The following is a 22,656-nucleotide window of genomic DNA, read 5'->3' on the forward strand; positions in this document are numbered from 1 at the left end:
ACAGAGCGCGGATCGACGCGGATCGGCGCGGATTCCGCCACCTGACAACTGACAGACAACGCGCGGTACACCCCGCCATCGGCGTCAGGCTTGACAGGCTCAGTTGTTGAAGTCGAAGCCGAGGCGGCCGAGCTGCTTCGGATCGCGCTGCCAGTCCTTGGCCACCTTGACGTGCAGGTCGAGGTAGACCTTCGTGCCGAGGAGCCGTTCGATGCCCTGCCGGGATTCCGAGCCGATGGCCTTCAGTCGGCTGCCGCCCTTGCCGATGATGATGGCCTTCTGACTGGGACGTTCGACATAGAGGTTGACGTGGACGTTCCACAGCGGATTCTCCTCGCTGCGTCCCTCCCGCGGATACATCTCCTCGACCTGCACGGCCAGCGAATGTGGCAGCTCATCCCGCACACCCTCGAGGGCTGCTTCACGGACGAGTTCGGCGATCATCTTCTCCTCCGGCTCATCCGTGAGGTCGCCGTCGGGGTAGAGCGGAGGAGATTTCGGCAGATGTGCCGCGAGCACCGAATCGACGGTGTCGACCTGGAAGTCCTCGACCGCGGAGACGGGGACGACGTCGGCGAAGTCGGCGAGTTCCCCGACGGCCAGCAGCGCCTCGGCGATCTTGTCCTTGGGCACCCGATCGACCTTCGTCACGAGCGCCACGATCGGGGTCCGTCCGTCCAGCAGCGCCAGCTGGGAGGCGATATAGCGGTCACCGGGGCCGATCGGCTCATCGGCGGGCAGGCAGAAGCCGATGACGTCGACCTCTCCCAGTGTGGACGCCACAAGATCATTCAGCCGCGAACCGAGGAGGGTGCGCGGTTTGTGCAGTCCGGGGGTGTCGATGAGGATGAGCTGGTGGTCGTCCTTGTGGACGATTCCGCGAATGGTGTGACGGGTCGTCTGAGGTTTGGCCGAGGTGATCGCGACCTTCTCCCCCACCAGAGCGTTCGTCAGCGTCGATTTGCCCGTATTGGGCCGCCCCACGAAGCAGGCGAAACCGGCCCGGTAGTCCTCGGGGTAGTCCGTGCGAAATTCCATCTCAGTCTTCTTCCTTCGTCCCCGAACCACCGGCTGCGGCGGTCTGCGCGTCGTCTCTGCTGTCCTCGTGGGTGCGGGTGACCCGCACGTGGGTGATCCGGTGGCGGCGGCCCTGCCCCTCCATGGCTTCGATCTCGAGTCCTTCGATCTCAGCGTGGGAACCGTCGATCGGCACCCGGTCGATGAGCTTCGACAGCAGCCCGCCGACGCTGTTGACATCGTCCTCGTCGATCCTGACATCGAAGTATTCCGCGAAGTCGGAGATCGACATGCGGGTGCTGATGATGAACGATCCGTCGTCGGCGGCGACGAGTTCGTCATCGCCGTTGTCGTATTCGTCTTCGATCTCGCCGACGATCTCTTCGACGATGTCCTCGATCGTCACAAGCCCGGCGGTGCCGCCGTATTCGTCGACGAGGATCGCCAGATGCGTCGAGTCCAGCTGCATCTGCCGCAGCAGGTCATCGGCCGGCTTCGTCTCCGGGACGAACAGGACGGTGCGAGCCAGGTTGCCCACGGGACGTTCGGCCTCCTCGGGGTGGAGGTGGAGACGACGCGCGACGTCCTTGAGGTAGGCGACTCCACGGACGTCGTCGAGATCCTCCCCGCAGACGGGGATGCGGGAGAAGCCGGAGCGGAAGAACAGGTTCATCGTCTTCTGCAGACTGACGTCCGCATCGACGGTGATGAGGTCGGTGCGCGGCACCATGACTTCGTTCGCCGAGGTGTCCGAGAGGTTGAACACGGACTGGATCATCTCGCGTTCGCCGTCTTCGATGACGTCGGATTCGCTGGCACGTTCGACGAGGTCGCGCAGCTGTTCGGAGGTCACGAACGGACCGTCCTTGTACACCTTGTCGGGTGTGAGCAGATTGCCGAGCACGACGAGGATGCGGGTCAGCGGTTTGAGCGCGACGAGGACGATGCGCACAACCCAGCTGAGGTTGAGGCTCACGGCCAGCGACCGCCGTTTGCCGATCGTGCGCGGGGACACTCCGGCGATGATGAAGACCGACACCGAGGCGGTGATCACCGTGAGGAAGACCATGAGCGGGCCCACGGAGTAGTAGGAGTCGTAGGCCAGGGCGATGAAGACCGTAGCGAGTGCTTCGAGGAAGTTGCGGACGAAGATGATGACGTTGATGTTCGTCGGCAGGTCCGCGAGGATCCTCTCCACGCGCACAGCTGAGCGTTTGCCGTCCTCCTTCGCCTCCTCGACCGCATGGTGGGAGACGTTGAGCAGCGCAGCATCCACAGCGGAGAGGGTGGCTGCGATGATGAGGCACAGTGCCGCCCCGAGGAAGAACATGAACACGATCAGACCTCGGTGGGGGTGGGGATGTCGGTGCGACCGTCGTAGCGGGCCGCGAAGAAGGTCAGCAGCAGATGCCGCTGGAGTGCGAACATCTCCTCCCGCGCCTCCGGCTCACCGTGGTCGTAGCCGAGCAGGTGGAGGAATCCGTGGACGGTGAGCAGAAGGATCTCGTCCATCGCCGAATGGCCGGCCGCACGAGCTTGGGCCTCGGCGACCTCGGGGCAGATGATGATATCGCCCATCTGACCCTCGGTCGGTTTGTCCGGCTCACCGCGGTGGAGCTGATCCATGGGAAACGACATGACGTCGGTCGGACCTTCGAGGTCCATCCAGGTGACGTGGAGTTCGGACATGGCCGCCGAATCGACCATCGTCACGGCCAGCTCTGCACCGGGGTGCATGTGCAGGGCATCGCCTAAGTATTCGGTCAGGGCCACGACTTCGTCCAGGTCCACCTCGGCGTCGGTCTCGTTGAGGATCTCGGTGTTCATTCGGCATTCCCCCACAGGTCGTAGGCTTCGACGATCTTCGTCACCAGCGAATGCCGGACGACGTCCTTGCTGCCCAGCTCGCAGAACTGCAGGTCGTCGATCCCGTCGAGGATGTCGCGGACGACCTTGAGTCCGCTGCGGGTCTTGCCCGGCAGGTCGATCTGGGAGATGTCGCCGGTGACGACCATGCGCGATCCGAAGCCGAGTCGGGTGAGGAACATCTTCATCTGCTCGGCGGTCGTGTTCTGGGCCTCGTCGAGGATGATGAAGGCGTCGTTGAGGGTCCGCCCGCGCATATAGGCCAAGGGAGCGACCTCGATCGTGCCGGTCTCGATGAGCAGCGGGATCGACTCGGGGTCGACCATATCGTGCAGAGCGTCATAGAGCGGGCGCACATACGGGTCGATCTTGTCGTTGAGCGTGCCCGGCAGATATCCCAGTGATTCCCCGGCTTCGACGGCCGGCCGGGTGAGGATGATCCGCGAGACCTCTTTGTGCTGGAGGGCATTGACGGCCATGGCCATCGCCAGATACGTCTTGCCGGTTCCGGCCGGGCCGATGCCGAAGGTGATCGTGTGGTTGCGGATAGCCTTGACGTAGTCGTGTTGGCCCATCGTCTTCGGACGAATCGACTTTCCCCTGGTGGAGAGGATGTTCGTGCCCAGCACCGCCGAGGCGGCCGCCCCTTCGGAGGAGAACGTCGTGACCCGGTCGATCGTCTCTTCGTTGATGCGATGGCCGGCCGTGTGGAGCTTCTTGAGTTCCCCGATGACGCTGACGAAGGCTTCCACGCGCTTGGGATCGCCGGTGACCTGGACCTGGTTGGCCCGAACATGGATGTCGAGGTCGTCGAAGGTCTTCTCCAGCGCGCGCAGGTTCTTTTCTCCGGGGCCGAAGAAGGCGACGAGGTCGATGGAGTCCGGGATGACCAGGCGCACGGTGTCGCGTTCGGCGCCGCGCGTGTCCGTCACGGCGTCCTTGTCTGCGGCACCGTCACCGGGGGCGGCGGTGTCCGAGTCGGTGGGGTTCATGGGGTTCGTGTTCGGTGGGGTGATGTCCAGAATGTTCCTTTGCAAGTGGGCGCACCATCTCCGGCAGCGCCTGAGTGTGCTTCCATCCTAGTCCGATGCCTCACCAACGGCCCAATGAATTCTGGGCCAGGACGAGGCCGGCGGGTCCCGCCGATGACGAGCGCAGGATCGTCGGTCCCAGCAGCACCGGAGTCGCTCCACAAGCGCTCAGGGCGTCGAGTTCTCTATCACTGATGCCGCCCTCGGGTCCGACGACGAAGACGATGCGCTCCGGCAGCGGCGAGGACTCGTCGGCGGTCAGCGCCGCCAGCGCTTCGGAGAGCCTGCGCTCGGCGGTCTCGTGGAGGACGAAGACCGCGTCGGTCTCGTCGAGGGATTTGGCCAGGGAGGCACCGCGGACGAGTTCGCGCAGCACCGGAAACCGCGAGCGTCGGGCCTGCAGGGAGGCTGCATTCAGGAGGTTCTCCCACTTCGCTGCCATCTTCTCCCGCTTCTTCGCCGGCCAGTCGGCGATCGAGCGTTCGGCGGCCCAGGGGATGACTTCGTCGACGCCGATCTCCGTGGCCGTTTCGATGGCCTGCAGGTCCCGGTCGCCCTTGGCCAGGGCTTGGACGAGCACGAGCCGTGGGCCCGTGCTGTCTTCATTCGTCACCGCGGTGACGTCGATCGTCACCTCGCTCGCCGAGGCGGCCGTGACGGTTCCGCGCACACGTGTGCCCTCACCGTCGACGATGTCGATCACCTCACCGGGGCCGATCCGACGCACCCGCACCGCGTGCCCGGCCACGTCCTCACCGAGGGTGAGGGCGGACCCGACGACCGCCTCGGCGGCGGTGGCGGAGCGGAAGACGGGAAGACTCACCGACCGGCGAACCTCTCACGCATGCGGGAGAACATTCCGCGGTTCTCGGTCGAAATCTGGGCACGCGGTGTCTCTTCTCCGCGCAGTTCGGCGAGCTTCTCGAGCAGTTCGCGCTGTTCGTCGTCGAGCTTGTCCGGGGTGAGGACGTCGACGGTGATGAGCATGTCGCCGCGGGTCTCCGAACGCAGGCGGGTGGCGCCGAGTCCGGGGAGCTTGACGACGGTGCCGGACTGGATGCCGGCTGCGATGGTGAGGTCCTGGGTGCCGTCGAAGGTCTCGAACGGGATGGTCGCGCCCAGCGTCGCTGCGGTCATCGGCACGGAGACCGCTGCCCGGAGGTTGTCACCGTCTCGCTGGAAGACCTCGTGGCGGGTGACCATGACCTCGACGAACAGGTCACCGGCGGGTCCGCCTCCGGGGCCGACCTCACCCTGGCTGCTCAGCTGGATGCGGGTGCCGTCGGAGACGCCGGCGGGGATCCGGATCTTCATGGTCCGCTGTTTGCGCACGCGTCCGTCGCCCTGGCAGTTGAGGCAGGGGTTCGGGATGACGGTGCCGAAGCCGTGGCAGGAGTTGCAGGTCTGGTTCGTGACCATCTGACCCAGCAGGGTCCGGGTCATGCGCTGGACGCTGCCGGCTCCGTGGCACAGCGAGCAGGTCTCGATCTTCGTGCCTTCCTGCGTGCCGGCACCCGAACAGGTGTCGCAGACGACCGCAGTGGTGACATCGAGATCGACGGTGCCGCCGAAGGCCGCGGTCTTCAGGTCGATATTGACTCCGACGAGGGCATCCTTGCCGCGCTGGGTGCGCGGGATCGGGCCTCCGGCCTGACCGCCGCCACCGCCGAAGAAGGTCTCGAAGATGTCTCCGAACCCGCCGAAGCCGCCGCCGGCGGGGAAGCCCTGGCCGTTCTCGCCGCCGCCCATATCGTAGTTGCGGCGCTTCTCCGGATCGGAGAGCACGTCGTAGGCCAGTGAGATGGCTTTGAATTCGTCTTCGTGACCGGGATTGACGTCCGGGTGGTACTTGCGTGCCAGCTTCCGGTACGACGACTTGATCTCAGCCGCGGAAGCATCTTTGGACACTCCGAGTGTTTCATAGTGATCGGCCACAGAAACTTCTCTCTCCCTGACGTAGTGGTCTTCTCTGTTCGTGGTGGTGGCTGCGCTGCTGCGCGGTGCTCACCAGTGTCGTGCTGCCCGTCTGCAGGCGCCCCTGGTCGTCGTCACTGCCGCGGCCCTACCCTCGGTCGAGGATCGAGGACACGTATTTGGCGACGGCACGGACTGCCGAGATGGTCGTCGGATAGTCCATCCGGGTCGGACCGAGCACTGCCAGTCTGGCCGACGAACCCGCGTCATGACCATATTCGGCGGCGACGACGGAAGTCGAACTGAATGATTCGTGAGTATTCTCACGCCCGATGCGCACGCTGATCCCCTCGTGGTCTTCGGCCATCGAGGTGAGCAGCTTGAGCAGGACCACCTGCTCTTCGAAAGCTTCGAGGATCGGGGCCATCTTCTCTCCGAATTCGCTTCCGGAGCGGGCGAGGTTCGCGGTCCCGGCCATGATGATGCGCTCTTCGCGGGTGGCGGCGACGAGGTCGACGACAGCGGCCCTGACCTGCGTCAGACCGGAGTCGTCACGACTGCTCGGCTCGGTCGGTTCAGGGGCGGCCGCCTCGGCGGGGCTCGATCCGAAGACCTGCGCGAGCGTGCGCCCGGCGAATTCGGCGTTGATCTGGTCGCGCAGACCGCGGACGGCGTCTTCGTCGAGCGGGCTCGGGGCGATCACGGACTTCTGTTCGACCTGACCGGCGTCGGTGATGAGGACGACGAGGATCCGCCCGGGGCCGAGGCCGACGATCTCGATGTGTTTGATGCGCGCCCGCGACACCGTGGGATATTGGATGAGCGCCACCTGTCGGGTGAGACCGGAGAGGACGCGGACCGTGCGGTCGAGCATCTCGTCGAGGTCAACATCGCCGTCGATGAGCTGGAAGATCGCGCGACGTTCGGCGGTGGTCAGCGGTTTGAATTCGTCGATGCGGTCGACGAACATCCGGTAGCCGAGGTCGGTGGGAATCCGGCCTGCGGAGGTGTGGGGTTGGGCGATGTACCCCTCTTGCTCGAGCTGGGCCATGTCGTTGCGGATCGTGGCAGGAGAGACGCCGAGGGTGTGGCGCTGCACGATGGCTTTCGATCCCACGGGTTCGTTGGTGGCGACGAAGTCCTCGACGATGGCGCGCAGCACCTGTGCTCGTCTGCTGTCGTTCATCGCGGGCCTCCTCTCCGTGTCGCTGGCCGATCGCGGTCTCGTGCCTGTGTTTGGCACTCCTTGAGTCTGAGTGCCAATTCTACGCTTCTCGTTCCCGGAATTCATTTCTGGGGGTGGCCTGCGGGTCTGCGCGCCTGCGCGGCCGACCTTGATTATGGTGGGTGCCCGTGAATGCTTTTGATCGTTACGGCCCTGATGTGCTCTCCGGTTCCTCGCCGTCGTCGCACCGTCCGAAGAAGTCCCGTCAGGTCGAGCTCGGCCTGGGCATGGTTCTCGAGGATGCGATGAGCGGCTATGTCGGTGCCGTCGTCGGCGCGGAGAAGACCACGGCCGGTGTCGTCGTCAAGCTCGAGGACCGCGTCGGCAAGGTCCGCGCCTTTCCGCTGGGACCGGGCTTCCTCCTCGAGGGGCAGCCCGTCGATGTGCAGCTGCCGAAGAAGAAGGCGCAGCAGCCCGGGCGGACGGCTTCGGGCTCTCGCGCCGTGGTCGGTGCGAAGGCTCGAGTGGCCCGCGGCTCGCGGATCTGGGTCGAGGGCAAGCACGATGCCGAACTCGTCGAGAAGATCTGGGGCGATGATCTGCGCATCGAAGGCGTCGTCGTCGAACCCTTGGGCGGTCTCGATGATGTCGCCGACAAGCTCGAGGCCTTCGGTCCGGATCGGGACCATCGCGTCGGCGTCCTCGCCGACCATCTGGTGAGCGGGACGAAGGAATCGAAGATCGCCGAGGCGGTCCGCGCCGATCCGCGCTACCGCGACGTCGTCCACATCATCGGTCATCCCTACGTCGACATCTGGCAGGCGGTGAAGCCCCATGTCGTCGGCATCCGCGAATGGCCGGTCGTCCCTCGCGGTGAGGATTGGAAGACGGGAATCCTCCGTCGCATCGGATGGCCGCATGCCGACCATCGGGATGTCGCTCGCGGATGGGTGCGCATCCTCGGGAAGGTCAGCACCATCGCCGATGTCGAGCCGACGCTGTCGGGGCGGGTCGAGGAGCTCATCGACTTCGTCACCGTCGGCTGACTGACTCAGCCGGGTCGGCATCTTTCCGTCAGATCGGCGCAGGCTGCTTGTGGCGAAGCTTGTGGCGAATCTGTCACAGGAGTGAGGCTTTCCCGACATCCCCGAGACACGTCGCTCGGCTAGTGTGAATGGCAAGCACGTGTCGAAAGGATCCCCATGTCGCATCACCCCGAACAGCCCGGCAGCCGACCGATGCCGCCGAACTATTCTCAGGCTTCGGGTCCGCAGCAGCCCTACGCGCCGCAGAACCAGCAGTACTCTCAGCCGCGCACGCACGGTGGTCAGCCGGGGTACGGCGCGCAGCCCGGGTACGGGTCTCAGCAGGCATACGGCGGGCAGCAGAATTACGCCGGGCAGCCCGGATATGGCGCTCAGCCCGGCTACGGCATGCCTCAGATGCACAATCCTGCGATGTTCGACTCACGCTCTCTGCCCGAGCGGGCCTACGGGCCCGGCTCCGAGCAGTTCTGGATGGCGCACGAACCCGACCGGAACACGGCCATGTGGACCCACCTCGGATCGCTGATCTTCGGGTTCATGCCGCTCATCATGTTCCTCGTGAAGAAGGATGAATCTCCGTTCGTCCGGGAGCATTCGCGTCAGGGACTCAACGCGATGATCACGAACACGATCGTCACTTCTGCGGCCATCTTCGTTTTCATGATCCTCGGTTTCATGCTGGCCTTGGTGACCTTCGGGTTCGGCCTCTTCATCGTGTATGCAGCCGCCATCGTCCCGATCGTCTACTGCGTCTTCTATATCATCGCTGCCGTCGCAGCGAACAAGGGCGAGGGCTACAAGTTCCCGCTCACCATCAACTTCGTCAAGTGACCATCTCCCCATCACCCCGCACACACTGGGTTAGTGTGGAGTGATCGCAATCTCTGAAGGGACTCTCATGTCGGACAACCCGCAGCAGCCGAACAACGGACAGTCACAGCCGATGCCTCCGAACTATTCGCCGCAGTCGGGCTCGCAGCAGCCCTACACTCAGCAGCCGCAACAGGGTTCGCAGCCTCACCAGGGCAGCCAGCCCCGGTACGGCTCCCAGCAGAATCCGGGGTACGGTTCGCAGCCTCAGAACCCTCAGCAGGGCTCGCAGCCCGGTTACGGTTCCCAGCAGGCGTATGGCAGTCAGCCCGGTTACGGTTCCCAACAGCCCTACGGCGCTCCCCAGGGTCAGCCGCAGCCGGGATACGGTTTCCAGGGAGCATCCTCGGCGCAGTCAGCTGCCGCAGGTGTGCCCATGGGAGCCGAACTGCCGGACGCAGCCTATGGTCCGAACTCACTCGGATTCTGGAACGCGGATCAGAGCGAACGGACGACCGCGCTGTGGTCACACCTCGCCCACGCCGCCACCTACGTGGTCGGTGTCGGCTGGATCGTCACGCTCATCCTCTTCATCATCAACAAGGACAAGTCGCCGTTCCTCCGCCATCATGGTGCGCAGTCGCTCAACCTGCTGATCATCGGCGTCATCGCCGGGTTCGGCATCGGACTGATCGGTGGAATCCTCTCGATCGTCGGCATCGGACTGCTCATCCTCCTGCTCCTGCCGGTGCTCTCGATCTACATGATCGTCATCGAGATCATCGCCGGAACGGCAGCCAATCGCGGTGAGGGCTACCGAATCCCGATGACTCCGAACTGGGTCAAGTGATCTGACGGTCTCCGAGAATCTCTCGTCAGCAGATTCGCCGAACAGCTCGCCCCGCCGCCCGATTCGGGTGGCGGGGCGAGACTCATTCACACGTATTCGGTGAGGATGCGCACCATATAGTCGGCCATAAGGCGTCCCGGCAGGGTCGGCTGGAACCAGCCTGCCTCCGCACCATCGGCGGCGAGCAGTCCCTGCTTGATGAATGTTCTGATCGCCTGCTGGCTGCCTGGTGCCAGAGAGTCCAGTCGCAGCTCTCGGTCGATGCGGGCGGCGAGCATGATCCGTTCGACCTCCCGGGTCTGGTCGTCGAGGACCTCACGACCGATCGACGGGGACTCCCCCGCCATCAGTCGGTCGGCCCAGGCGCGCGGGTGCTTGGCGTTCCAGAACCGGACTCCCCCGACATGTGAGTGCGCACCGGGTCCGAAACCCCACCAGTCCGCATTGCGCCAGTACGCCATATTGTGCTCACAGCGCGTATCGGGACCGGTCGACCAATTGCTCACTTCATACCAGTGCAGGCCGGCGGACGAGATCGCGGCGTCAGCGATCTCGTACTTGTCAGCCAGGTCGTCCTCATCGGGCATCGGCAGTTCGCCGCGGCGGACCATCGCGCCCATCTTCGTTCCCGGCTCGACGATGAGGGAGTAGGCCGAGATGTGGTCGACCTCGTTGGACAGGGCCACGTCGAGAGAGCGTCTCCAATCGTCGATCGACTCCCCCGGGGTGCCGTAGATGAGGTCGAGGCTGAGTTCGAGGCCCGCCTCCTTGACCCACCGGGCCACCTCGGGGATCTTCTCCGGATCGTGAGTGCGGTCCAAGGTCGCGAGCACATGCGGCACGGCCGACTGCATGCCCATGGAGATGCGGTTGAAACCGGACCCGGCGAGGGTCTCGATATACGCGGGGTCCAAGGTGTCGGGGTTGGCTTCGGTGGTGACTTCGACGTTTTCGGCCAGGGAGTATCGGGCACGGATTTCGTCCATCACCCCGGCGAGCACATCCGCGGCGAGCAGCGTCGGGGTGCCCCCGCCGAAGAAGATCGTCGAGACCTCACGGTCGCCCGCCCCCGCCTCGGCGAGGGTGGACACGGACAGATCCAGCTCACGGGCGAGATTGCCGCGGTAGTCCTCGCGGGAAGCGCCCGGGCCGAGGTCGTCGGCGGTGTAGGTGTTGAAGTCGCAATAGCCGCAGCGGACCCGGCAGTACGGGACGTGGACGTAGAGACTCAGCCCCCGCCCGGCGGAGCCGATCCCTGCCGATGTCGGCAGGGAACCGTCGCGCGGAGGGACCTCACCGGTCGGTTGTGCGGGCACTTACTTCTTGCTGTCCTTCGTCTCCGGCTCATCGGAGGACAAGGCCGCGATGAACGCCTCCTGCGGAACCTCCACGGTGCCGACCATCTTCATCCGCTTCTTGCCTTCCTTCTGCTTCTCGAGCAGCTTGCGCTTACGGCTGATGTCGCCGCCGTAGCACTTCGACAGCACGTCCTTGCGGATGGCGCGGATGGTCTCACGGGCGATGATGCGCGAGCCGATGGCCGCCTGGATGGGCACCTCGAACTGCTGGCGCGGGATGAGCTTGCGCAGCTTCCCGGCCATCGCCACCCCGTAGGAGTAGGCGTTGTCGCGGTGGACTATCGCGGAGAACGCGTCGACCTGGTCGCCGTGCAGCAGGATGTCGACCTTGACGAGGTCGGAGGCGTCCTGGCCGTCGTCGGAATAGTCGAGGGAGGCGTAGCCCTTGGTTCGGGATTTCAGCTGATCGAAGAAGTCGAAGACGATCTCGGCCAGTGGCAGGCGGTAGCGGATCTCCACACGGTCCGAGGACAGGTAGTCCATGCCCTGGAGTTTGCCGCGGCGGTCCTGGCACAGCTCCATCACCGCACCGATGTAGTCGCTGGGGGTGAGGATGGTCGCCTGCACCATCGGTTCGCGGACTTCCTTGATCTTGCCCGTCGGGTATTCGCTCGGGTTCGTCACCACGGTCTCCGTACCGTCTTCCATGGTCACGTCGTAGATCACGGACGGGGCCGTGGAGATGAGGTCGAGATCGAATTCACGTTCCAGCCGGTCACGCAGCACTTCGAGGTGGAGCAGGCCGAGGAATCCGCAGCGGAAGCCGAAGCCCAGAGCCGTCGAGGTCTCGGGTTCGTACGCCAGGGAGGCGTCGTTGAGTTTGAGTTTGTCGAGGGCGTCACGGAGCACCGGGTAGTCGGAGCCGTCGATCGGGAAGAGACCGGAGAACACCATCGGCTTGGGTTCGCGGTAGCCGCCGAGCGGCTCGGACGCGGGACCCGCGGCCGCGGTGACGGTGTCGCCGACCTTCGACAGTCGCACGTCCTTGACACCGGTGATGAGGTAGCCGACCTCGCCGACGCCCAATCCCTTCGTCGCTTTGGGTTCGGGCATGGAGGCGCCGATCTCCAGCAGCTCATGAGTGGTGCCGGTCGACATCATCTCGATCTTCTCACGTGGGGCCAGCGAACCGTCGATGACGCGGACATAGGTGACCACACCGCGGTAGGTGTCGTAGACGGAGTCGAAGATCATCGCGCGCGCTGGCGCGTCGGCGTCGCCGACGGGTGCGGGAATATCGGTGATGATGCGGTCGAGGACCTCCTCGACGCCTTCGCCGGTCTTGCCGGACACGAGCAGGCAGTCCTCGGGTTCGCAGCCGATGAGGTTGGCGAGCTCTTCCGCGTATTTCTCCGGCTGCGCGGCCGGCAGGTCGATCTTGTTGAGCACGGGGATGATCGTCAGATCGTTCTCCATGGCCAGGTACAGGTTGGCCAGAGTCTGGGCTTCGATGCCCTGAGCGGAGTCGACGAGCAGCAGGGCGCCTTCACAGGCGGCCAGCGACCGCGAGACCTCATAGCTGAAGTCGACGTGGCCGGGTGTGTCGATCATGTTGAGTGCGTACGGAGTCTCCTCGTGTTCCCACGGCATGCGCACGGCCTGGGATTTGATGGTGATTCCGCGTTCGCGTTCGATGTCCATCCGGTCGAGGTACTGGGCACGCATATCGCGGTTCTCGACGACGCCGGTCATCTGGAGCATGCGGTCGGCCAGGGTCGACTTGCCGTGGTCGATATGAGCGATGATGCAGAAATTGCGAATCAGCTCGGGTGAGGTGGCAGACGGTGAAATCCGCTTTGAAGCTTCCTTATTCACCTGAGGTGACATGAACGCCCTTCCTTTGACAGACCAGGTCCCCAGACAGACCGGATCCCCCATTGTTTCATGACTTGCGCACGGACCTGGAATCCGCGGGTGTGCTGGCGCTGTACAGGCTCTGAACGAACGTGTTCTTTGCGATTGACCTCCCTCCGAGAGGTGCCGCAGACAGGCCGCGACGACTGTTCCCGCCCCTCGCACGGAATGCCGTCGATCGGGGAAGATGGTGTCATGAGCGAATTCAAAGTGATGAGCTTCAATCTCCGCTATCCCGCCATGGACGGTCATCCAGTCGACGAGCGGCTGCCGATCGCCGCCGAGCTCATCCGGCGAGCCCATCCCCACCTCATCGGCACGCAGGAGGGCGAGCTCGACCAGCTCGAGACGCTCATCGGCCTGCTGCCCGAGGAATACATCTGGCTCGGCGAGGGGCACTCCGGTGGCAATTCCGGCGAGTTCACAGCCGTGATCCTCGATTCGCAGCGCTTCGAGGTCGAAGCCGTCGACATCAGCTGGCTCTCGGAACAGCCCGACACCGTGGCCTCGGAGTCGTGGGGAGTCTCCCATGCGCGCACCCTGACGACGGTCGACGTCCGCGACCTCACCTCCGACCGACGGCTGCGCGTGCTCAACACCCACCTCGATCACAGATCCGAGCGCGCACGTGTCGAATCAGCTCGGATCATGGCCGACACCATCGCCGAGGCGGCCCACCCCTGCGTGGTCACCGGTGACTTCAACGTCGCCACCGGTTCCCCGGTCTACGACTTCTTCTGCTCCGAGCTCGACCTCACCGACACCGCCGTCGAGGTGCCCGGGGAGGACATCGGCACCTTCCACCGGTACAAGGGTCCGAAGGCGGGCGAACCGCGCATCGACTGGATCCTCACCACCCCGGGCCTGCGCACTGTGTCGACTCGCATCGACACGTTCGCCGTCGATGGGAAGTACCCTTCCGACCATTTCCCAGTCGAGGCTGTCCTCGATTTCACATGACCGTGTCGGTTTCATATGTCTGCGTCGGTTCGCTGTTCTGCGCGACCTGCGGCAGTCGACTCGTTTAGGCTGGACATATGAATTGGAAATCACTGGTCAATCGGGCCGCGAGAATCGGAGTCCGTGAGGGGCTGCGCTACCTGCGACAGTCGCAGTCGAAGAAGAACTCCGGAGGCTCCTCGCAGCCCACGGATGCCCGCCGGCAGGATCCTCCGCGGTCGGGCGGTGGAGGTGCCACCTCGGCGAGGCCTGATGACCGTGCCGGCTCAGGCGGTTCGGGTTCGTACCCCGGTGATTTCACGGGGTCGATCAAGGTCAGCTACGCCCCCGATCTCGACGGCGATGCCGATCCGGGCGAGGTCGTCTGGGGGTGGGTCCCCTTCGAGGAGGACCACTCACAGGGAAAGGATCGCCCGTCGCTGGTCGTCGGCCGTGACGGCAGGTGGGTGCTCGCGCTCATGCTCACGAGCAAGGATCACATCCCCGGCGGCGTCGGCGAGGTCCGCGAGGACCGGCACGCCAAGTGGATGAACATCGGCACCGGGGACTGGGATTCGCAGAGAAGGCCTTCTGAACTCCGCCTTGATCGGATCATCCGCCTCGACCCGGATTCGATCCGCCGGGAAGGTGCGGTCATCCCCCGCGACGTTTTCGACCGCGTTGCCGAGCACATCTCCAGCTGAGACCCGCCTGACAGCCCGGACGGACCCTTGTGTGCACTGCGCGACGGGGCTGCACGGGATTTCCAGCCCGCGACCCGAGGCTGTATCATAGGTGATTGTGTCTTCATCAAGGCGTGTGTCTCGCCGAGGTCGGGTGAAGATGCCGTCGGATTCGATGTCGTCGATGTGTTTCCCCGCGGAGATGATCATGTCGGTTCGATGCGCCCTCACGACCATGTACCACTAACACGGAAGAGTGTTGAAATTGGCTAATATCAAGTCCCAGATCAAGCGGAACAAGACCAACGAGAAGGCTCGTCAGCGCAACAAGGCTGTCCGGTCCGAAGTTCGGTCCTACGTCCGCGTCGTTCGCGAGAACATTGCTGCCGGCAACAAGGAAGAGGCACAGCAGTCTTATGCTGTGGCTGCCCGCAAGCTCGACAAGGCTGTTTCGAAGGGTGTTCTGCACAAGAACAACGCTGCGAACCGCAAGTCGCGCCTGGCCACGCAGATCAACGCTCTCTGAGTCAACGACTGAGGCTATAGCTGCACGGGGTCCGAACCACATGGTTCGGACCCCGTTCTCTTCCCTTATTGCTACCTGACGGCGGCCCAGCAACCTCGCGCGAGGTTGCTGGGCCGCCGTCAGGTAGCAATTAGCGTTGGCGGGCTAGGCGGGCTACTTCGGAGACGAACCACTCGACCGCATAGACGGGGTCGCGTCCGCCGCCCTTGACGGCCGCATCGGCTTCGGCCGCGGCGATGAGCGACTGGCCCAGCGCCACCTCATTCCACCGCCGCACTTCCCGGCGGGCACGGTCGACCTGCCATGGCGCCATCTTCAGCTCCGAGGCCAGCTCTACGCTGGTGCCGGAGAATCCCTGCACCTTCGCCATGCCGCGCAGCTTCATCGCCACGGCCGCCACCAGCGGGACCGGATCGGACCCGGTCGACAGCGCATGCCGGAGCAGACTGAGCGCGTTCTTCGCATCCCCGGCAACTGCCGCATCGGCGACCTTGAAGCCGGTGGCCTCGACCCGGCCGCCGTAGTACTGGTCGACGACCTCAGCGGTGATCGTGCCTTCGGTGTCTTCGATGAGCTGGTCGACCCCGGCATTGAGTTCGGCAAGGTCGGAGCCCAGCGCGGACATGAGCGCAGCCATTCCCGCTTCGTCGATGCGCCGCTTCGCTGTCTTGAAACGGGTCTGCGCGAACTTCGCCCGATCGCTTTCGTTCTTCAGCACCGCCGCGTCGATGCGCGGGAAGCCTGCGGAGTCGATCTTCTTGACGAGTTTCGCTCCCCGGTTGCCGCCGGCGTGCAGCAGCACCACGACGGCGTCATCGTTCGGGGCATCGAGATAAGCCAGCGCGTCGTTGAGGAAATCTTCCGAGCACTTCTCGACGGCATCGACGACGATGAGCTTCGAGGAGGAGAACAAGGACGGTGACGCCGCCATCGCCAGCTCACCGGCCTGGTATCCGGCAGCATCGAACTCGATCTCCTCGGGATCCTGCTTCCGTGCAGCCGATACGATGCGGTCCTTAGCCATGCGCACGAGCACCGATTCGCCACCGGAGATCATGACGACAGGGGCCGGTTTCGCCGAGCTCCACGGGATCAGGGTCTTCTTCACTGCCATGGACCCCAGCCTATCGCGGCCGTCCGACACGACCGACATGACGGACCCTCACTCACGGGCTCACCCCTTGTCCTCAAGACAGTCGTGTCCGGTGCTGAAGCGACTCTGCGCGTAGAGAGCGACCGAACCGCAGCGATCGGTGCGCAGCACGGGCACGGGGCCGAAGGCCCGCAGAGACTTCTCGCTCGGATGTCCATAGCTGTTCTCCCCCACAGAGACGACACCGAGACCGGGTGCCGCGGCGGCGAAGAATTCGGGTGCCAGGTCGGAGGAGCCGTGGTGCGGCGCGACGAGCACATCGACCTGCTGGACCTGCTGGGCCAGCACGTACTGCTCCTCGGCTCCGACGTCGCCGGGCAGCAGGGTGCTCAGCCGCTCCTGCTCGACCCGCACCACCAGGGAGTCGTCGTTGCGCAGCTCTTCATCCTCCGCCGCGGGCACCGACCGCACCGGAGGCCACAGCACCTCAAGACTGGCCGAGTCGAAGTCGAGCGTCTGGCCACGGTGGGTGGGGACCACCTCGGCGCCGGTGTCAGCGCTCACGCGCTCTGATTCGGGCGAGGCAGCGACATTCGCGGAGACGTACAGACGGTCGACCCTGCGCCCCCACGTCGTGCCCGCGTAACCGGCGAAGTGGTCGGCATCGAAGTGGGAGATGAGCAGATCGAACTCTTCGATCCCGGATGAGTCGAGGCAGGTGTCGATGGGTTTCGGCTCGCGCCCCGTGTCGACGACGAGACCGCGACCGCCCCCGAGGTTGATCACCGCGGCCGACCCCTGACCGACATCGCAGACGAGAACCAACCAATCCGCGGCCGGCGGCTTCGACCTCACCGAAACGATGACGGCGGCGGTGAGCAGGCAGCACAGAACGAGGACGGGCAGACCCCAGAGCCGCCGGCGCACGAGCATCCATGTTCCGGCCACGGCAAGGACCAGCAGCCCGAGTGCCAGCATCGTTCCGACCGGCGGCACCGGCCAGTCCAGTGCTGCTCCCGGCAGTGCAGCACAGAATCGGGCGACGAGGACGATCCACCACGCAGGGAAGCACCCGACCCAGGCCAACAGAGCCGAGGCGAAGTCTGCTCCCGGCAGTCCGGTCGTCCCGATGCCGGTGGTCACGAGGCTGAGGAATCCTGCCACCGTCGCCGGCATGACCGCGGGCGCGGCAAGGGCGTTCGCGGCCACCGACCAGAGTCCGATCCGCGGATCGATCGCCACGAGAACCGGGGTGCACGCCAGTTGGGCGACGAAGGGGACGATGAGCGCGGTGACGAGCACCGTGGGCGCCAGCGGCAGGTGCACGGCGAGGCGGCGCAGCAGGATCGGGACGACGAACATGATCGCGGCCGTGGAGACCACGGACAGGACGAACCCCACCGAGGTGGCCAGGACGGGGACGAAGGCGAGAAGCAGGCTCGCCGTCGAGCACATGACCGCGACCGGCGAGATCCCGCCGCCGCGCAGGAACACGAGTGCCGCGGCGATCGCCATTCCGGCGGCGCGGATGGCGCTGGGTTCGAACCCGACGATGAAGACGTAGCCGAGGCAGGTGAGCACCCCGACGCTCACGCGCAGTCGCGGTCCGGCTCGGCAGGCTCCGGCGAGCAGTCCGGCACCGAGGCTGACGATCGTGACATTGCTGCCCGACACGGCCGAGACATGGGTGAGGGAGACGACGCGCATGTCATCGACCATCCGGTCGTCCTGCGGTGAGGTGTCGCCGACGACGAGTCCGGGCAGCAATCGGCCGCCGTCGTTGCCGGCGGCCAGCGAGTCAACCTGCAGTTCCGTGCGCAACGTTTCACGCCACCGCCACAGCCGATTCGGTTCGGCCAGCACGTGTGGGGCCGCCTCGGTGGAGCGGATGTCGTCGAGGCGCGCCGTGTGCATCCGCACCCGGGCTCCGTCCGCGACGGTTTCGGGACTGAGCACGTGGGTGAACCCGGTACGGGTGACCAATGTCAGTCGCGTCCATCCGGACGCCCCGGGTTCGCTGTGGCCGACGACGAGCCCAGTGGTTTCGGCCTCTGCGTCCGGCCCGTGGGCGGCGGCCAGGGCGGTGATCTGGATCGCCAGCAGGCAGGTGAAGACGAGGATTCCGACACCGAGGTGGTGGTACCGTCGCAGGACGACGATCCCGACGATTCCGAGCACAGGGATGCCGAACAGCGCCCACGGTTCCGGTGACAGGAGCGCGCAGGCCCAGAGTCCGGTCGCACAGCAGAGGAGACGCACGGAGCCCGGCCACAGTGCCGCCTGTGCCCGCACCCAAGCAATTACGGACCCGGACCTCCTCCGCAGTGCGCTGCGGCTTCGCTCCCACCTCCGTTGCCCAGATCGTCGCGTACGCGGGAGCGAATTCGGACGCTCCGGGTCAGCCGACGGTGACAAGGTCTTTGAGACTTTCGAAGGTCTTCGGTCCGATGCCTTTGACGAGCAGCAGGTCCTCGACACTGGCGAAGGGCTGCTGGCTGCGGTGGCTGATGATCGCCTCTGCCGTGACAGGGCCGACTCCGGGCAGGGTCTCCAGGGTGGTGGCATCGGCGGTATTGAGATCGACCTTTTCGGCCCCGGGTGCCCCGCCGTTCGCCCCGGCAGATGCGTCGCCGGTTCCCGTAGAACCGTTGCCGGCCCCTCCTGCCGCTGCTCCCCCGGCTCCGCCCGAACCGCCACCCGGCCCAGTCCCACTTTGACCGGTTCCGTCCGCCCCGCTACCTGCGCCTCCGGGTGGTTCTTCTCCCTCCTGCGGGATATGGATCTGCTCACCGTCGGCGAGCACGCGCGCCAGATTCACCGCTTCGCCGTCGGCGCCGGGGCTGAGTCCGCCGGCGGCTTCGACGGCGTCTTGGACTCGGGCTCCCGCTTTCAAGGTGACCACAGAGGGATCGTTCACCGCCCCGGTGATATGGACGATCACCTTCCCGTTCGCCTCGGCACCCTTCGCCGAGGCGGCTCCTTCCTTGCCCTCGGCTGTTCCCACCGCCCCTGCGGCAGGTTTCGCACCCGTCTCCCCCGGTTCGGCCCCGCCCTCGGTCGCAGCCGACGATGGACCGGCGGCGGGGACTTGACCGCCGTCGCTGCCGCTGGTGCCCGGCGTCTGCTGCGGCGTGGGCCGGAAGAGGAAGAAGGCGAGAACGAGGATGCCGACCGTGGCGATGCCGAGCGCCGCGAGCACGGGCAGCCGCACTCGGCGGGGTTCGACGGGTTCCTCGTCACCGGCGGTATCTGCGGTATAGATGTCGCCCGGCACCCAACCGCCGCGCTCGGCGCTGGCGCCCAGGAGGCCGGCGAAACGATCATCCGGAGACACAGCCATGGTCCGAGGGTAGGGACTGGAGTCACGACTGGGCTATGACAGAGACCGAGCCTGTGGACAGGCCTTCTGCGTCCACAGGCTCCAGGGGTCAAGTCACACGATCGTCCCCAGGCCCGGGTGCAGGCCCGGGTGTGTGAGTCAGGGTTTCGTCTGCACAGTCACTCCGACCGTGCCGGGCCCCACATGCGCGGTGATGATCGTCGACAGCGTCCTGAACGAGGGCTCGAATCCGAGTTCGCGGAGCCGTGAGCTCAGCAGCTCGGCGTCGGCTGCATCCATCTCCCCTTCGGCGTTCTGCACCTCCACGTGCACGGTGTCCTCCGGGTCGGCCACCTCGGCGGCGGCCTGAACGGCGAGAGTGACGAGCTTCTCCAGCGCTTTCGCGCGAGTGCGCACCCGAGCGAGCGGAACGACGACTCCGGCGTTGAGGCCGAGCACGGGAACGATCTGCAGGGCCCTGCCAAGCAGCGATGATGCGGCACCGATCCGGCCGCCTCGGCGCAGGAATTCGAGGTTGCCGGGGGCGAACACGGTACGGGTCTCTGCCGCGCACCAGTCGGCGATGGTTCCGGCGATCGATTCGGCGTCGAGCCCCTGCCGGATCCCGGCCACGGCCACGGACAGCGCCCCGGCCAATCCCGCCGAGGTGGTCCTCGAGTCGACGACATCAACGAGGATGTCCTCGGCCTCTGCGGCTACGACCGCGGAATCGCGGGTGCCGGAAAGCTCCGCGGACATCGTCACGACGATGATGGCATCGGCCCCGTCCTCCCGCAGCCGCCCGTAGGCCTCGGAGAATTGGGTCGGGGTGGCCATGGAGGTCGTGACCTCGACACCCTCGGTCATCTTCGCGCACAGATGCCCGGCATCGACCTCACCGTCGGCGAAAGCGACTCCGCCGATGAGCACGGTCAGCGGCACCACGGCGAAGAGGCCGCCGGTGGCCTCGCCCAGCTCTTCGCGTTCGCTTGCTGAGAGCTGCGCCGTGGAGTCGGTGACCAGCCCGATTCTCATGGACGGCCCAGGGCTCGGTAGGTCCAGCCCGCTGCACGCCACAGTTCGGGAGTGAGCACATTGCGACCGTCGACGAGCACCTTCCCGGTCACGAGCTCAGCGGTCGCCGCTGGGTCGAGGTCGCGGTATTCGCGCCATTCCGTCAGCAGCAGCACGGCTTCGGCCCCGGTGATCGCCTCGGCGGTGTCGGCGACGTAGTCGAGTTCGGGGAACGACTTCTGCGCATTGCCGATCGCCTGCGGGTCGGTGACGGTGACCAGCCCGCCCTGGGTGGCGATGAGTCGGGCCACGGCCAGTGCCGGGGAGTCACGGACATCGTCGCTGTCGGGCTTGAAAGCGGCACCGAGGATGGTGATCTTCTTGCCGATGAACGATCCGCCCAGGGCGTCGCGGGCGATGTCGACCATCCGGACACGCCGGCGCATGTTGATCGAGTCGATCTCCTTGAGGAAGGCCACCGCCTGATCGGCGCCGAGCTCGCCGGCCCGGGCCATGAAGGCGCGGATGTCCTTGGGCAGGCAGCCGCCGCCGAAGCCGAGTCCGGCGTTGAGGAACTTGCGGCCGATCCGGTCATCCATGCCGATCGCATCGGCGAGCTGGGTGACATCGGCGCCCGAGGCTTCGCAGAGTTCGGCCATGGCATTGATGAACGAGATCTTCGTGGCCAGGAACGAGTTCGCCGCCGTCTTGACCAGCTCGGCGGTCGCGAAGTCCGTGATCATCCGCGGGGTGTCGTCGGCGAGGATCGACGCGTACACCTCGTCGAGAGTCGCGGCCGCAGCCTGCCCGAGCTCACCGTCGGCGACTCCGTAGACCAGACGGTTCGGGTGGAGAGTGTCTTCGACGGCATGGCCTTCACGGAGGAACTCCGGGTTCCACATCATCGCGGCTCCGGTGTCGGCGATGATTCCGGCCAGACGCTCGGCGGTGCCCACGGGAACGGTCGACTTTCCCACAACCACTGACGTCGAAGTCAGGTGCGGGTGCAGCGATTCCACGGCCGCATCGACATAGGTGACATCGGCGGCGAATTCGCCCGGCTTCTGCGGGGTGCCCACGCACACGAAGTGCACCGTGGCGTCGGCGGCGCGGGAGACGTCGGTGGTGAACTCGAGCTTTCCGCGTTCCTGAGCCTTCACGAGGAGTTCACTCAGTCCCGGTTCGAAGAACGGCGGACGGCCCGACATCAGCGCCTCGACCTTCTCGGTGTCGACGTCGACTCCCGTGACCTCATGACCCAGGGACGCCATGGCCGCCGCATGGACCGCGCCCAGATATCCGCAACCGATGACTGAAATCTTCAAACCGAGCTCTCCTGGCAGTTGGCATGCGTTTTCGACCACACTATATGCCACCCGGTTGCACGATATGTGGAGGTTGAAACAGTAGGCTTGGAATTGTGAAGCGTTTCCTTGATTTCCTCACCAACTCACCGGCCGCCGTGACGTTTGCGGTGCTCACCGTGCTCGGCATCATCGCCTTCGCCATTCCCGGACTGCACTCCGCAGCCTGGATCATCGGACTCGTGCTGTGCCTCGGCGTGATCGCCGCACTGCTGATGTTCCACGGCGAATGGCGCCGCGCCCAGCAGCAGATCGATGCGCTGCGGCAGCAGCTCAGTGTCGAGCGCGGGCGGATGGACACGCTCGGGCTGACCCCGGTGGAGGACGCGGTCGAACTGCTTCCCGATGAGCGTCGCGCCCGCCGCATCCTCGAACTCATCCCGGACTCGTCGGGTCTCGTCCAGTCCCTGCGACTGGATGCGACCTTCGCCACCGTCGCCGTCGATGAGCTCGAACCGCTCACCACCTTCTGCGCCGAGTTCAAGAAGGCCAGCTTCGACAATCCGCGCTCGCACACCGCATTCATGAACCTCTATCGGGCCGCCGAGGGGCTGTCGCTCTGGGTGAAGGAAGAGACTCAGGTCTCCCCCGATGATTCCGGCATCCGTGAGATCCGCCCCGGAGATGCCCGCAAGGACGGCTGGCGCGGCTACACCGAAGCCCAGAGCCGCGGCGAACGCCTCAGCGACGACTTCGTCTCCTCCCGGTGGGAGTTCAACCAGACGGCCCTCGAACTCGGACTCGTCTCGGGCACCCCGCCGTTCAACGACTGAAGTACCGATCAACAGGTGAGGGCCCTCAGAGATT

General features: G+C 65.5%; 21 protein-coding genes. 7 read left to right on the forward strand and 14 right to left on the reverse strand.

Features of this window, described 5'->3' with window-relative positions:
• Nucleotides 1-99: 99 nt before the first annotated feature.
• The 7 genes from era to hrcA all read right to left on the reverse strand — a co-directional run bounded on the left by era (nt 100) and on the right by hrcA (nt 7,014).
• Nucleotides 100-1,038 (reverse strand): GTPase Era, encoded by a 939-nt coding sequence (era, locus tag GUY30_RS09505; protein ID WP_167196667.1) that lies wholly within the window; start codon nt 1,036-1,038, stop codon nt 100-102.
• 1 nt (nt 1,039) lies between these two features.
• Nucleotides 1,040-2,347 carry a hemolysin family protein gene (locus GUY30_RS09510; RefSeq protein ID WP_228281880.1) on the reverse strand — a complete coding sequence of 436 codons (1,308 nt, stop codon included), beginning with the start codon at nt 2,345-2,347 and terminating at the stop codon, nt 1,040-1,042.
• Nucleotides 2,348-2,355: 8 nt separating this feature from the next.
• Nucleotides 2,356-2,844, reverse strand: coding sequence for an rRNA maturation RNase YbeY (ybeY, locus tag GUY30_RS09515; RefSeq protein WP_167196673.1), 489 nt, complete (start codon nt 2,842-2,844; stop codon nt 2,356-2,358).
• Nucleotides 2,841-3,875 (reverse strand): PhoH family protein, encoded by a 1,035-nt coding sequence (locus tag GUY30_RS09520; protein WP_167196676.1) that lies wholly within the window; start codon nt 3,873-3,875, stop codon nt 2,841-2,843. Before GUY30_RS09520 ends, ybeY begins: the two co-directional genes overlap by 4 nt.
• Nucleotides 3,876-3,975: 100 nt before the next feature.
• Nucleotides 3,976-4,737 carry a 16S rRNA (uracil(1498)-N(3))-methyltransferase gene (locus GUY30_RS09525; RefSeq protein WP_167196679.1) on the reverse strand — a complete coding sequence of 254 codons (762 nt, stop codon included), beginning with the start codon at nt 4,735-4,737 and terminating at the stop codon, nt 3,976-3,978.
• Nucleotides 4,734-5,849, reverse strand: coding sequence for a molecular chaperone DnaJ (gene dnaJ, locus GUY30_RS09530; protein WP_167196682.1), 1,116 nt, complete (start codon nt 5,847-5,849; stop codon nt 4,734-4,736). Before dnaJ ends, GUY30_RS09525 begins: the two co-directional genes overlap by 4 nt.
• A gap of 127 nt (nt 5,850-5,976) precedes the next feature.
• A complete protein-coding gene (gene hrcA / locus GUY30_RS09535; RefSeq protein ID WP_167196685.1) occupies nt 5,977-7,014 on the reverse strand; it encodes a heat-inducible transcriptional repressor HrcA in 1,038 nt (345 codons plus the stop codon).
• Between the two features lie 161 nt (nt 7,015-7,175).
• On the opposite strand from hrcA, the gene GUY30_RS09540 reads away from it, so the two are divergent.
• The 3 genes from GUY30_RS09540 to GUY30_RS09550 all read left to right on the forward strand — a co-directional run bounded on the left by GUY30_RS09540 (nt 7,176) and on the right by GUY30_RS09550 (nt 9,699).
• On the forward strand, nt 7,176-8,039 hold the full coding sequence (locus GUY30_RS09540) for a DUF3097 family protein (RefSeq protein WP_139908139.1): 864 nt from the start codon (nt 7,176-7,178) through the stop codon (nt 8,037-8,039).
• A 156-nt stretch (nt 8,040-8,195) separates the two neighbouring features.
• Nucleotides 8,196-8,870, forward strand: a complete 675-nt coding sequence (locus tag GUY30_RS09545) for a magnetosome magnetite crystal formation protein family (RefSeq protein ID WP_167196688.1) — start codon at nt 8,196-8,198, stop codon at nt 8,868-8,870.
• A gap of 67 nt (nt 8,871-8,937) precedes the next feature.
• Nucleotides 8,938-9,699 (forward strand): DUF4870 domain-containing protein, encoded by a 762-nt coding sequence (locus tag GUY30_RS09550; protein WP_167196691.1) that lies wholly within the window; start codon nt 8,938-8,940, stop codon nt 9,697-9,699.
• 86 nt (nt 9,700-9,785) lie between these two features.
• Here GUY30_RS09550 and hemW read toward each other — a convergent pair whose 3' ends face one another.
• The gene (hemW, locus tag GUY30_RS09555) at nt 9,786-11,015 is read right to left on the reverse strand and encodes a radical SAM family heme chaperone HemW (protein ID WP_167196693.1); all 1,230 of its coding nucleotides are present in this window, start codon (nt 11,013-11,015) and stop codon (nt 9,786-9,788) included.
• Nucleotides 11,016-12,884, reverse strand: a complete 1,869-nt coding sequence (gene lepA, locus GUY30_RS09560; RefSeq protein ID WP_228281219.1) for a translation elongation factor 4 — start codon at nt 12,882-12,884, stop codon at nt 11,016-11,018.
• 222 nt (nt 12,885-13,106) lie between these two features.
• Here lepA and GUY30_RS09565 point away from each other — a divergent pair, with 222 nt between their 5' ends.
• From GUY30_RS09565 to rpsT, 3 genes are all read left to right on the forward strand, one after another.
• Complete coding sequence (locus tag GUY30_RS09565) at nt 13,107-13,871, forward strand: endonuclease/exonuclease/phosphatase family protein (protein WP_167196696.1); 765 nt, start codon at nt 13,107-13,109, stop codon at nt 13,869-13,871.
• A 77-nt stretch (nt 13,872-13,948) separates the two neighbouring features.
• Nucleotides 13,949-14,554: a type II toxin-antitoxin system PemK/MazF family toxin gene (locus GUY30_RS09570; protein WP_167196699.1), complete on the forward strand. Its 606-nt coding sequence runs from the start codon at nt 13,949-13,951 to the stop codon at nt 14,552-14,554.
• Between the two features lie 244 nt (nt 14,555-14,798).
• Nucleotides 14,799-15,059, forward strand: a complete 261-nt coding sequence (gene rpsT, locus GUY30_RS09575) for a 30S ribosomal protein S20 (protein ID WP_167196702.1) — start codon at nt 14,799-14,801, stop codon at nt 15,057-15,059.
• 130 nt (nt 15,060-15,189) lie between these two features.
• Here rpsT and holA read toward each other — a convergent pair whose 3' ends face one another.
• The 5 genes from holA to GUY30_RS09600 form a co-directional block, all read right to left on the reverse strand.
• Complete coding sequence (gene holA, locus GUY30_RS09580) at nt 15,190-16,173, reverse strand: DNA polymerase III subunit delta (RefSeq protein WP_167196705.1); 984 nt, start codon at nt 16,171-16,173, stop codon at nt 15,190-15,192.
• 60 nt (nt 16,174-16,233) lie between these two features.
• Complete coding sequence (locus GUY30_RS09585) at nt 16,234-18,444, reverse strand: ComEC/Rec2 family competence protein (RefSeq protein WP_167196708.1); 2,211 nt, start codon at nt 18,442-18,444, stop codon at nt 16,234-16,236.
• Between the two features lie 106 nt (nt 18,445-18,550).
• Nucleotides 18,551-19,492: a ComEA family DNA-binding protein gene (locus GUY30_RS09590; RefSeq protein ID WP_167196711.1), complete on the reverse strand. Its 942-nt coding sequence runs from the start codon at nt 19,490-19,492 to the stop codon at nt 18,551-18,553.
• Between the two features lie 138 nt (nt 19,493-19,630).
• Nucleotides 19,631-20,506, reverse strand: a complete 876-nt coding sequence (locus GUY30_RS09595; RefSeq protein ID WP_167196714.1) for a DegV family protein — start codon at nt 20,504-20,506, stop codon at nt 19,631-19,633.
• A complete protein-coding gene (locus tag GUY30_RS09600) occupies nt 20,503-21,810 on the reverse strand; it encodes a UDP-glucose dehydrogenase family protein (protein ID WP_167196717.1) in 1,308 nt (435 codons plus the stop codon). The genes GUY30_RS09595 and GUY30_RS09600 overlap by 4 nt, the downstream gene beginning before the upstream one ends.
• A gap of 95 nt (nt 21,811-21,905) precedes the next feature.
• On the opposite strand from GUY30_RS09600, the gene GUY30_RS09605 reads away from it, so the two are divergent.
• Nucleotides 21,906-22,622 carry a hypothetical protein gene (locus tag GUY30_RS09605; protein WP_101553426.1) on the forward strand — a complete coding sequence of 239 codons (717 nt, stop codon included), beginning with the start codon at nt 21,906-21,908 and terminating at the stop codon, nt 22,620-22,622.
• Nucleotides 22,623-22,656: the final 34 nt, after the last annotated feature.

Origin of the sequence: Brevibacterium pigmentatum, assembly GCF_011617465.1 — a bacterium.
GTDB classification, from domain to species: Bacteria; Actinomycetota; Actinomycetes; order Actinomycetales; family Brevibacteriaceae; genus Brevibacterium; species Brevibacterium pigmentatum.